Raw genomic sequence first — 10192 nt, 5'->3', positions numbered from 1 at the left:
ACTCCAGGTCCCCCGGGTCACCCGGGAGACCGTAGGTTGAGGGACGGCAGGTGGGCCAAAATTCGCCAGCACGCCTGGGCCAACATTCAGTAGCAAAGCCACGCCTCGGGCGGCTCGAGCCTCTGCAGCACCGGGGGCGCCGTCCCGGGGGGATAGGCCAGGACGATCTGTCGGAAGGTGCCACGCCAGGCGCCTTCCGTGCGGTATCGCGCGGGCGCCGGCTCGATGCCGCGGAAGGTCCCCTCGGCTTCCGTGACCTGCTCGCCCTGGCCGAACAGCGTCCCGACGCCCCGCGTCCGCAATCGCGTGCGGATGCGGTAGCCGCCCTGTCCGAGATCGAGCAGCAGGTCGATCTCCATGATGGCGATGCCCCCGAGGGCTGCGACATAGCGGGCCTCCACCGCCTCGGCCGAGGCCAGGCCGGGCGAGCCGGCCAGGAGAAGGATGGCGAGCGCCGGCAGCCCGCGGCGGACTCGGCTCAGGACGGCCATCGCGCCCTCCCCCTCCTCCGCCCGCCTGGTGCCAGGGTCTTCACGATCGTCGCATCTTCCATCTAGACCTTTGATGTATCTTGACATTTGTGATGGGCTCTGACAGCGTCAAGCTGTCTAGGTTCCCCCAAGCATGTCCTCATGCCGTGGGGGCTAAGAGGGAATTCGGTGCAGGCGGGTTGCCGCCGATGCCGAAGCTGCCCCCGCAACTGTAAGCGGCGAGCCGAGATTCCGATGCCACTGGCGCCCCCGGGCGCTGGGAAGGGGGATCGAGGCGACGACCCGTGAGCCAGGAGACCTGCCTCGACACATAACGTCCTCCGGCGGGGTGTCCGGTCAGGTCGCGACTGGCCCGCGACAGGTGCAAACCGCCGCGCGTGGGCGCGCGCCCGGCTGACTTCGCCACAACCGATCAGGTGAAGTCATGGCTGTCTCCGTCGCCACGCTCGGCTTTCCCCGCATAGGCCCCAGGCGCGAGCTGAAGGCCGCCCTCGAACGCTACTGGGCCGGCACCTCGAGCCGCGCCGAGCTACTGGCCGCCGCGGCCGAGCTGCGCGCCAAGGCCTGGGCGCGGCAGAAGGCGCTCGGCGCCGACATCATCCCGAGCAACGACTTCTCCCTCTACGACCAGGTGCTCGACACCAGCGCCATGGTCGGCGCCATCCCCAGCCTCTATGGCTGGATCGGCGGCCCGGTGGACCTCGACACCTATTTCGCCATGGCGCGCGGCGCGCAGGGCGAGGCGCATGCCGCCTGCGGCGCGGGCTGCATGCACAAGGCCACCAACGTCCCGGCGGCCGAGATGACCAAGTGGTTCGACACGAACTACCACTACCTCGTGCCGGAATTCGCCCCCGGGCAGGCGTTCGCCCTCTCCTCCACCAAGGCGATCGACGAGTACCTGGAGGCCAAGGCGCAGGGCATCGAGACCCGCCCCGTCCTCATCGGCCCGGTGACCTATCTGAAGCTCGGCAAGAGCCACGCCGAAGACCTGCACCGGCAGGCGCTGCTGCGCGCCCTGCTGCCGGTCTATGCCGAGGTGCTCGGCAAGCTCGCCGCCGCCGGCGCCGCCTGGGTGCAGATCGACGAGCCCTGCCTGGTCCTCGACCTGACCGCGGAGGAGCACCGGCTGCTGGCCGAGGCCTATGCCTATTTCGCCAGGGCGGTGCCGGGCCTGAAGCTGATGCTGACCACCTATTTCGGCGGCCTCGGCGACAACCTGGACGCGGCGCTGGCGCTGCCGGTCGCCGGCCTGCACATCGACCTCGTCCGCGCCCCGGAGCAGCTCGAACCCGTGCTGGCGAAGGCGCCGCGCGACCGCGTCCTCTCCCTCGGCGTCATCGACGGCCGCAATGTCTGGCGCGCCGACCTCGACGCCATCCTCGACCGGCTCGAGCCGGTGGCGCGCGCCGGGCGCAGCATCGTCCTGGCGCCCTCCTGCTCCCTGCTGCACAGCCCGATCGACCTGGCGCAGGAGACCGCCCTCGATGCCGAGGTGCGGAGCTGGCTCGCCTTCGCCGTGCAGAAGATCGAGGAGCTGGCCATCCTGGCCCGGGCGCTGAACGAGGGCCGCGGCGCCGTCGCCGAGGCGCTCGCCGCCGCCGCCGCCGCCGCCCGGTCGCGCCGGACCTCGCCCCGGATCCATGATCCGGCCGTCGGCGCCCGGCTGGCGCAGGTGACGGAGGCGATGGCGCGCCGCAACGCCGGCTTCGCCGAGCGCCGCCGGCTGCAGGCCGAGGCGCTGCGCCTGCCCGCCTTCCCGACCACCACCATCGGCTCCTTCCCGCAGACCGAGGCGGTGCGCAAGGCGCGCGCCGCCCATGGCAAGGGGGCGCTGACCGACGCGCAGTACGAGGAGTTCCTGCGCGAGGAGACCGCACGCACGGTGCGCTGGCAGGAGCGGATCGGCCTCGACGTGCTGGTGCATGGCGAGTTCGAGCGCAACGACATGGTGCAGTATTTCGGCGAGCAGCTCGCCGGCTTCGTCTTCACCAAGCATGGCTGGGTGCAGTCCTACGGCTCGCGCTGCGTGCGGCCGCCGATCCTGTTCGGCGACGTCTCGCGGCCGCAGCCGATGACCGTGGCCTGGTGGCGCTATGCGCAGAGCCTCACCGACCGGCCGATGAAGGGCATGCTCACCGGGCCCGTCACCATCCTGAACTGGTCCTTCGTGCGCGACGACATCCCCCGTGCCCTCGCCTGCCGCCAGCTCGCCCTGGCGATCCGCGACGAGGTGGTGGATCTCGAGCAAGCGGGCGCGCGCATCGTCCAGATCGACGAGGCCGCGCTGCGCGAGGGCCTGCCGCTACGCCGCGGCGAATGGGAGGCCTATCTGCGCTGGGCCGTGGAGTGCTTCCGCCTCGCCGCCTCGGGCGTCGCCGACCGCACGCAGATCCACACCCATATGTGCTATTCGGAGTTCAACGACATCATCCAGGCCATCGGCGCCATGGATGCGGACGTGATCTCCATCGAGACCGCGCGTTCGAAGATGGAGCTGCTGGGCGCCTTCGCCGAGTACCGCTACCCGGCCGAGATCGGCCCCGGCGTCTACGACATCCACTCCCCGCGCGTCCCGGCCGTGGAGGAGATGGTGGAGCTGTTGCGGGCCGCGCGCCGCCGCCTGGCGCCGGAGCAGCTCTGGGTGAACCCGGATTGCGGGCTCAAGACCCGGAAATGGCCGGAAACCGAGGCGGCGCTGGTCAACATGGTGGCGGCGGCCCAGGCCGCGCGCGCCGAGGCCTGACGCTCCCGCCGGAGGGGCCGCGCGCCGGCGGCCCCTTCCTCCCTTCCGCCGTCGCGGCCGGTTCCAGGCCGAGAGGATGTCTCCCATGAGCACCATGGCAAGCCTTGGGTCCACGCTCGAACGCTGGCTGACGGGACCGCGGGTGGCGATGCTCCCCTCGCCCTCGAGCCTGCCGCCGCCGCAGCTCTCCTTCGAGTTCTTCCCGCCGAGGACCGCGAAGCTGGAGGCCGATCTCTGGGCCTGCATCCGGCGGCTGGAGCCGCTGGCGCCGCGCTTCGTCTCGGTCACCTACGGCGCCGGCGGCTCGACGCGCGCCCGGACGCACGAGACGGTGGCGCGGCTCCGGCACGAGACCTCGCTGACGCCGGCGGCGCATCTGACCTGCGTGGGCGCGACGCGCGAGGAGGTGGACGCGGTGGCCCGGGCCTATTGGCAGGCCGGCGTGCGGCACATCGTGGCCTTGCGCGGCGATCCGCCGGCCGGCGCCGCCACCTACGAGCCGCATCCAGGCGGCTATGCGCAGGCGGAAGACATGGTGCGGGGGTTGCGCCGCATCGCGGCCTTCGACATCAGCGTCGGCGCCTATCCGGAGGGCCATCCCGCCGCGCTCTCGCCCGCGGCCGATCTCGACTTCCTCCGCCGGAAGATCGATGCCGGCGCCAGCCGCGCCATCACCCAGTATTTTTTCGACACGGACGTCTATCTGCGCTTCCTGGACCGCTGCCATGCGGCCGGGATCAGCGTGCCCATCGTGCCGGGCATCATGCCGGTGACGAATTTCGCCAGCGTGAAGCGCTTCTCCGCCCTGTGCGGCGCCTCGGTGCCCGCCTGGCTGGAGCGGCTCTTCGACGGCCTGGACGAGGATGCGGAGACGCGCCGCCTGGTGGCGGCGACGGTGGCGGCGGAGCAGGTGCGCACCCTGCAGGCCAACGGGGTGGACGAGTTCCACTTCTACACGCTGAACCGGCCGGACCTGACCTACGCCATCGCCCATATCCTCGGCGTGCGGCCGCAGGCCGCCGGCACGCCCGGGCCGGAAGGGCCCGGCGCCGATCGGCAGGCGGGGGCGCCCTAGGCTACCGTTTCCAGAGCATCCTCACCCGATCCGGTGAGTCCACCTGATCGGGATCTGCTCTAGCGCCGCAGCGCCAGGCCCTCGCCCTGCGGGCCGGCGCCGGCATGCTGCAGGATGCCGCATTCGGCGAGCGCCCTGCCGGCGGCCCGGCGATCATCGCCGCGCAGGGGCACCGAGATGGCGCGGGCGGTCGATCGCAGGATCGCCTGGTGCAGCCCCGCCGCGGTGGCGCGGTGCAGGTCGGCGCCGACATCGGTGGCGGTCGAGTGCGCGAAGGCGCGGCCGCCGACGAGCACGAACAGATGCGGATTGCGCGATGCGCGGCGCGCCGCCGCGATGGCCGCGGCCAGGGGTGCCAGGCGCTCCTCCCGGCAGAAGGCCGGGCTCAGCCACAGCGTCACCACGTCGAACCAGCTTCCGGCCAGCAGGTCCATCAGCGCCGCGACCGAGGCCGGGAATTCGCAGCGCGGCGCCCAGCCCGCGTCCCACAGCTCGTCCGAGGCCATGGCCGCGCCGAGCAGATGCCCCTCGCCCGGCGCGCAGGCGATCAGGATCCGCGGCGCCGCGGGATCGGGCAGCAGCGGCATCATCCCGCCCGCGCCGCGCGCTGCCGACAGCAGGCGGGAGAGCCCGATATCGACATCGAAGCCGCTGCACGTCCCCGCCTCCGAAAGATCGCCGAGGCGGCGCGCGGCGGCTTCCACCAGACGGATGATCGGATACCGGTCCTCCGCCACCGCGGTCGCCGCCACCTGCCCGAACAGGGCGGCCGTGGCGCCCACATCGCTCGCATGGCCCAGCACGAGCCGCGCCAATTCCAGCGTCTGCGCCTGCGCGGGGGTTTCGCGCCCGGCGGCCAGGTGGCGCTCCGCCAGCTCGGGGACGACCTGCGCCTGGACGATCGCGCGCAGCAGCTCGACGGTCCGGGAGGCGCCCCCCGGCCGGGCGGACGCCGCAAGGCTGCGGAGCGTGCTCGACACCTCCGGCAGCGTCCCGCGCAGGTCCCGCATCACCTGGCCCTGCGCCCGCAGCAGGTCGGCCGGCCAGGCGGCCCGCCCGTGGTCGCGCAGCCCCAGCCGCATGTCCCATTGCGGAAAGATCCGCTCGGTCACGGCACGGCGCTCGACGATCTCGATATCCGTGTGCCGGCCGTCGCGGCCGATGGAGGCCATGACGCGGTCCAGGTTCTCCGCCGGCCCCTCCAGCCATTGGAAGAAGGCCGCGTTGTCGTAGACCACCAGGCCGGTCAGGTGCTCCGCGCGGTTGCGCTCCCGGGCGAGCGTCACCAGCCCGAACAGCTCCTCGCTCCGCAGGGACCGCACCGCCCTGCTGCGGTAGACGAGGGTGGAAACCGGCCCGTCCGCCGCGACGGAGGTCATTTCTTGCCTCACGGACTCCTCCCGCCGCCTTCTCTTGCCGGGAGGGCGCGGATGACACGAATGCCGGTCCCGCGCGCGGAATGCGGCGGTATGCCGGATACGCATCCTCCGGGGCACCCCGCCCTGGGATCCATCTGCCGCGGCAGGTCTCCTGGCTCGCGGCTCATCGCCTCGGCCCGGCCTTCCCAGGGCGCAATTGCCCCGGTGGCGCGATGTGGACCTTGGCTCGCCGCCGACAGTTGCGGGGGCAGCGCCGGACTTGGCTTGCGCCTCACCGGCTTCCCTCTTAGCCGCGCGGCGGCTGGCGAGGCAGCAACCGCGTGGGACCGTGACAGTGGGAAGCTTGGACAACGCCCTCGCCGGACGTCAAGGACTATAAGCACGCTGCGCTGCGGTGGGCGCGCCGGCCGCGGGGCTGGTGCCTGCCGCGGCATCGGATAGGCTCGGCCCGGAGGAGGACACCAAGAATGCACAAGCTGCTGCTCGTCATGGTGCTGGCGGCCTTCGCCTTGCCCGCCCGCGCCGCCGACCCGCTGCCGCGCGCGACGCCGGAGAGCGTCGGCCTGTCGCCCGAGCGCCTGGCCCGCATCGGCGCCATGGTGGAGACGGAGGTCCGGGAGGGCCGCATACCCGGCGCGGTCGTCGCCATCGCGCGCCGCGGCAAGCTCGCCTATTTCGAGGCGCATGGCTTCCAGGATGGCGGCCGCAGCAAGCCGATGCCGCGCGACGCGATCTTCCCGATCGCCAGCATGACCAAGGTGCTGACCGGCGCCACGCTGATGTCGGTGCTCGAGGAGGGCAGGCTCTCGCTCTGGGATCCCGTCAGCCGCTTCTTCCCCGCCTTCGCCGAGATGCGGGTCGTGGCGGATGGCAACCCCGACTCCACCGTGCCGGCGGCGCGCCCGATCCGGGTGATCGACCTCGCCCGCCACACCTCCGGCATCGTCTACGGCAATCGCGGCACCACCCCGGCGCATCAGCTCTGGCAGCGCAGCCTCGGCGGCTATTCGAGGATGAGCGGCGGCGATTTCATCGCCGCCATGGCGAAGCTGCCGCTGCTGCACCAGCCCGGCACCACCTGGGAGTACGGGCTCTCGATCGACGTGCTCGGCCTGGTGATCGAGGAGCGCACCGACAAGTCGCTCGGCGAGGCGATGGCCGAGCGCATCCTGCGCCCGCTCGGCATGCAGGATACCGGCTTCGTGGTGCCGGAGGGCCAGCGCGGCCGCTATGCCACGCCGCTGCCCAAGGACCCCGTCTCCGGCCAGCCGCAGGATGTCCGCGTCGGCCTGGTCACGCCCGGCTTCGAGGGCGGCGGCGGCCAGGCGGTCTCGACCGCGGCCGACTACATCCGCTTCGCCCAGATGCTGCTGAACGGCGGCACGCTGGACGGCAAGCGCGTGCTCTCGCGCAAGAGCGTCGAGGAGATGACGCGCGACCACCTCTCGCCGGAGATCGCCAACAACGTGACGCTGACCGAGCCGCAGCTGACGAATTTCGGCTTCGGCATCACCGTCGCGGTGCGGCGCGAGGGCGGCTCGGACGTGCTGGGCAGCCCCGGCATGTTCAGTTGGAACGGCGCCTACGGCACCTCCATGTGGGTCGATCCGAAGGAGGAGCTCGCGGTGGTGTTCATGGCGAGCACGCCGGGGCTGATCCGCCAGCACTACCGGCGCGTGGTGAACGCCCTCGTCTACGGCGCCATCGCCGACTGAGGCCGGGACGGTTTCACCCGATCAGGTGAGTCCAGCCGATCGGGACCGTCTCCGGGGCAGGCCGCGGTCGCGCGGCCTGCTCTCGCGGGTTGTCTTGCGGGCATCGTCCCGCATCCGGATGGGTCGATCCGAACGCGGTCCGCCGCGGCGCGCCTGCCTCGAACGCGGCGTCGCGATGCAACGGCCGCCACGCCTTGCCATCGCGCGCCGGGGCGTTTCCCATGCCCGGGACGCGCCCCCCTCCAGGCGCCGGGCAGCGGAGTCTCCAGTCCGCCGCGGCGGCAGGGGATCGACAGGGAGTTCCGATGGCGCAACCCCGACGGCGCGAGCCGCCCCTCTGGCTGCTCGTCCTCATCACGCTGAGCGGCACCATGGCGATGCACATGTTCGTCCCCGCCCTGCCGGAGGCGGCGGCCGATCTCGGCGCCAGCGTCGCCGCCATGCAGGCGACGATCAGCCTCTACATCCTCGGCCTCGCCGCCGGGCAGCTCGTCTGTGGCCCGCTCTCCGACCGGCTGGGGCGGCGGCCGACGCTGCTCTGGGGCCTCGGCCTGTTCACCCTCGGCGGCCTGGTCGCGGCGCTCGCCCCCGGCGTGCGGCTGCTGATCGCCGCCCGGCTGTTCCAGGCGCTCGGCGGCTGCGCCGGGCTGGTGCTCGGCCGCGCCATGGCGCGCGACACCGCGACGGCGGATGACGTGGTGCGGCGCATGGCGCTGCTGACGCTGATGATGATGACCGGGCCGGCGCTGGCGCCGCTGATCGGCGGGCTGCTCGCCTCCACCCTCGGCTGGCGCGCCATCCTCGTGCTGCTCACCGGCTTCGGCCTCGCCAACCTGCTGCTCTCCTGGCGGCTGCTGCCGGAGACCGGCCAGCGCGGCAGCGGGCCCGGCGCGCGGGCCTTGTGGCGGGCCTGGCGCGGGCTGCTCACCTCGCCCGCCTTCCTCGGCTACGCCATCGGCGGCGGCTGCGCCACCACCTCCATGTACGCCTTCGTCGCCGCCGCCCCCTTCGTCTTCGTCGCCGAGTTGCACCGGCCGGTGGAGGAGGTCGGCCTCTATCTCGGGATGCTCATCCTCGGCATGGCTTGCGGCAACCTGCTGATCGGCCGGCTGCTCGGGCGGGTGCGGGCGGAAGGGCTGATGGTCGGCGCCAACCTGCTCAGCCTGGCGAGCGCGGCGACGCTGCTCGGCGCGGTGCTGCTCGGCCGGCTCAGCGTGCCGGTGGTGATGGGGCTGATGCTGGTCTTCACCTTCGGCGTCGGCATGGCCAGCCCGACGGCGCTGACCAAGGCGGTGGGCGTCGATCCGAAGGTGATCGGCTCGGCCTCCGGCCTCTACGGCTTCAGCCAGATGGCGGTGGGGGCGCTGTGCAGCGCGCTGGCCGGGATCGGACCGGACCCGGCCCTGGCCGCGGCGCTGGTGATGACGCTGGCCAGCCTCTGCGCCCAGCTCGGCTTCTGGGTGGCGCTGCGCCGGGAGGGGCGCGGCGCCTGACGCGGCGCGGTCAGGCCGGCCGCACCAGCACGTGCCGCTTGCGCCCGAGCGACAGCTTGGCCGCGCCGTCCCGCAGGTCGGCCGCCGTCACCGCCTGCAGCGGGTCGGTCACCGGCGCGTCGTTCAGCCGCACGCCGTTCTGCGCCACCAGCCGCCGCGCCTCGCCCTTGCTGGCGACCAGGCCGGCGGCCGCCAGCAGGTCGATCACCGGCGCCGGCAGGGCATGGGCGATGCCGGGCAGGCTGGCCGCCGCCTGGCCCTGCTCGAAGGCCAGCCGTGCCGTCTCCGCCGCCGCCTCGGCCGCGGCGCGGCCATGCAGCAGCGCCGTCGCCTCGGTGGCGAGCACCTTCTTCGCCTCGTTGATCTCGGCGCCGCCGAGCGCGCCGAGGCGGCGCACCTCCTCCATCGGCAGTTCGGTGAAGAGGCCGAGGAAGCGCGCCACGTCGCCATCCTCGGTGTTGCGCCAGAACTGCCAGTAGTCATAGGGCGCGAGGCGGTCGGGGTTCAGCCAGACCGCGCCGGCGGCGGTCTTGCCCATCTTGGCGCCCGAGGCGGTGGTGAGCAGCGGCGTGGTCAGGCCGAAGGCCTCGGTGCCGCCCCCGGCCCCGCCCCCAGCCCCGCCCATGCGCCGCACCAGGTCGGCGCCCATGATGATGTTGCCCCACTGGTCGGAGCCGCCCATCTGCAGCGCCACGCCATGGCGCCGGTGCAGCTCCAGGAAGTCGTAGGACTGCAGCAGCATGTAGTTGAACTCGAGGAAGGAGAGCGGCTGGTCGCGCTCGAGCCGCAGCCGCACGCTGTCCATGGTCAGCATGCGGTTGACCGAGAAATGCCGCCCCACCTCGCGCAGGAAGGGGATGTAGCGCAGCTCGTCCAGCCATTCGGCATTGTCGAGCATCAGCGCATCGCGCTCCCCCTCGCCGAAGCGGAGGAAATTGTCGAAGCTGCGGCGGATGCCGGCCTTGTTGGCCTCGATCCCGGCCTCGGTCAGAAGCTGCCGCGCCTCGTCCTTGCCCGAGGGGTCGCCGATCTTGGTGGTGCCGCCGCCGATCAGCACCACCGGCCGGTGGCCGCTGCGCTGGAACAGCCGCAGCATCATGATGGAGACGAGATGGCCGACATGCAGGCTGTCCGCCGTGCAGTCGAAGCCGATATAGGCGGCGACCGGCCCGGCCCGCAGCCGCGCATCCAGCGCCGCCCGGTCGGTGACCTGGTGGATGTAGCCACGCTCCTCCGCGGCGCGGAGGAACTCGCTCTCGGGGCCGCTCATCGTCTCTGCCGCTCGATTCTCGC

At 72.5% G+C, this 10192-nt stretch carries 7 protein-coding genes and 2 riboswitches; of the genes, 4 read left to right on the top strand and 3 right to left on the bottom strand.

Annotated features, from left to right (window positions below; translation table 11 throughout):
• Positions 1-86 precede the first annotated feature (86 nt).
• Complete coding sequence (locus tag DOO78_RS17520; protein WP_111471155.1) at positions 87-491, bottom strand: hypothetical protein; 405 nt, start codon at positions 489-491, stop codon at positions 87-89.
• A 102-nt stretch (positions 492-593) separates the two neighbouring features.
• Positions 594-811: riboswitch (cobalamin riboswitch) on the top strand.
• Between the two features lie 104 nt (positions 812-915).
• On the opposite strand from DOO78_RS17520, the gene metE reads away from it, so the two are divergent.
• Both metE and metF read left to right on the top strand, forming a co-directional pair.
• Positions 916-3237 carry a 5-methyltetrahydropteroyltriglutamate--homocysteine S-methyltransferase gene (gene metE / locus DOO78_RS17515; RefSeq protein WP_111471154.1) on the top strand — a complete coding sequence of 774 codons (2322 nt, stop codon included), beginning with the start codon at positions 916-918 and terminating at the stop codon, positions 3235-3237.
• Positions 3238-3322: 85 nt separating this feature from the next.
• Complete coding sequence (gene metF / locus DOO78_RS17510; protein WP_243634583.1) at positions 3323-4312, top strand: methylenetetrahydrofolate reductase [NAD(P)H]; 990 nt, start codon at positions 3323-3325, stop codon at positions 4310-4312.
• Positions 4313-4371: 59 nt separating this feature from the next.
• Here the strand turns inward: metF and DOO78_RS17505 are convergent, their stop codons facing one another.
• Positions 4372-5703 carry a BLUF domain-containing protein gene (locus tag DOO78_RS17505; protein ID WP_165838953.1) on the bottom strand — a complete coding sequence of 444 codons (1332 nt, stop codon included), beginning with the start codon at positions 5701-5703 and terminating at the stop codon, positions 4372-4374.
• 112 nt (positions 5704-5815) lie between these two features.
• Positions 5816-6037: riboswitch (cobalamin riboswitch) on the bottom strand.
• A gap of 121 nt (positions 6038-6158) precedes the next feature.
• On the opposite strand from DOO78_RS17505, the gene DOO78_RS17500 reads away from it, so the two are divergent.
• Together DOO78_RS17500 and DOO78_RS17495 are read left to right on the top strand one after the other, a co-directional pair.
• Complete coding sequence (locus DOO78_RS17500; protein ID WP_111471152.1) at positions 6159-7406, top strand: serine hydrolase domain-containing protein; 1248 nt, start codon at positions 6159-6161, stop codon at positions 7404-7406.
• A gap of 305 nt (positions 7407-7711) precedes the next feature.
• Entirely contained in the window at positions 7712-8899 is a 1188-nt protein-coding gene (locus DOO78_RS17495; RefSeq protein WP_111471151.1) for a multidrug effflux MFS transporter, read from the top strand.
• Between the two features lie 10 nt (positions 8900-8909).
• Here the strand turns inward: DOO78_RS17495 and tyrS are convergent, their stop codons facing one another.
• Complete coding sequence (tyrS, locus tag DOO78_RS17490) at positions 8910-10169, bottom strand: tyrosine--tRNA ligase (protein ID WP_111471150.1); 1260 nt, start codon at positions 10167-10169, stop codon at positions 8910-8912.
• Positions 10170-10192 lie beyond the last annotated feature (23 nt).

The sequence above is a fragment of the Roseicella frigidaeris genome (assembly GCF_003258945.1).
Lineage (GTDB): Bacteria > Pseudomonadota > Alphaproteobacteria > Acetobacterales > Acetobacteraceae > Paracraurococcus > Paracraurococcus frigidaeris.
Note: the sequence above shows the minus strand (reverse complement) of the source record. Positions and strands in the feature narration are given on the sequence as shown.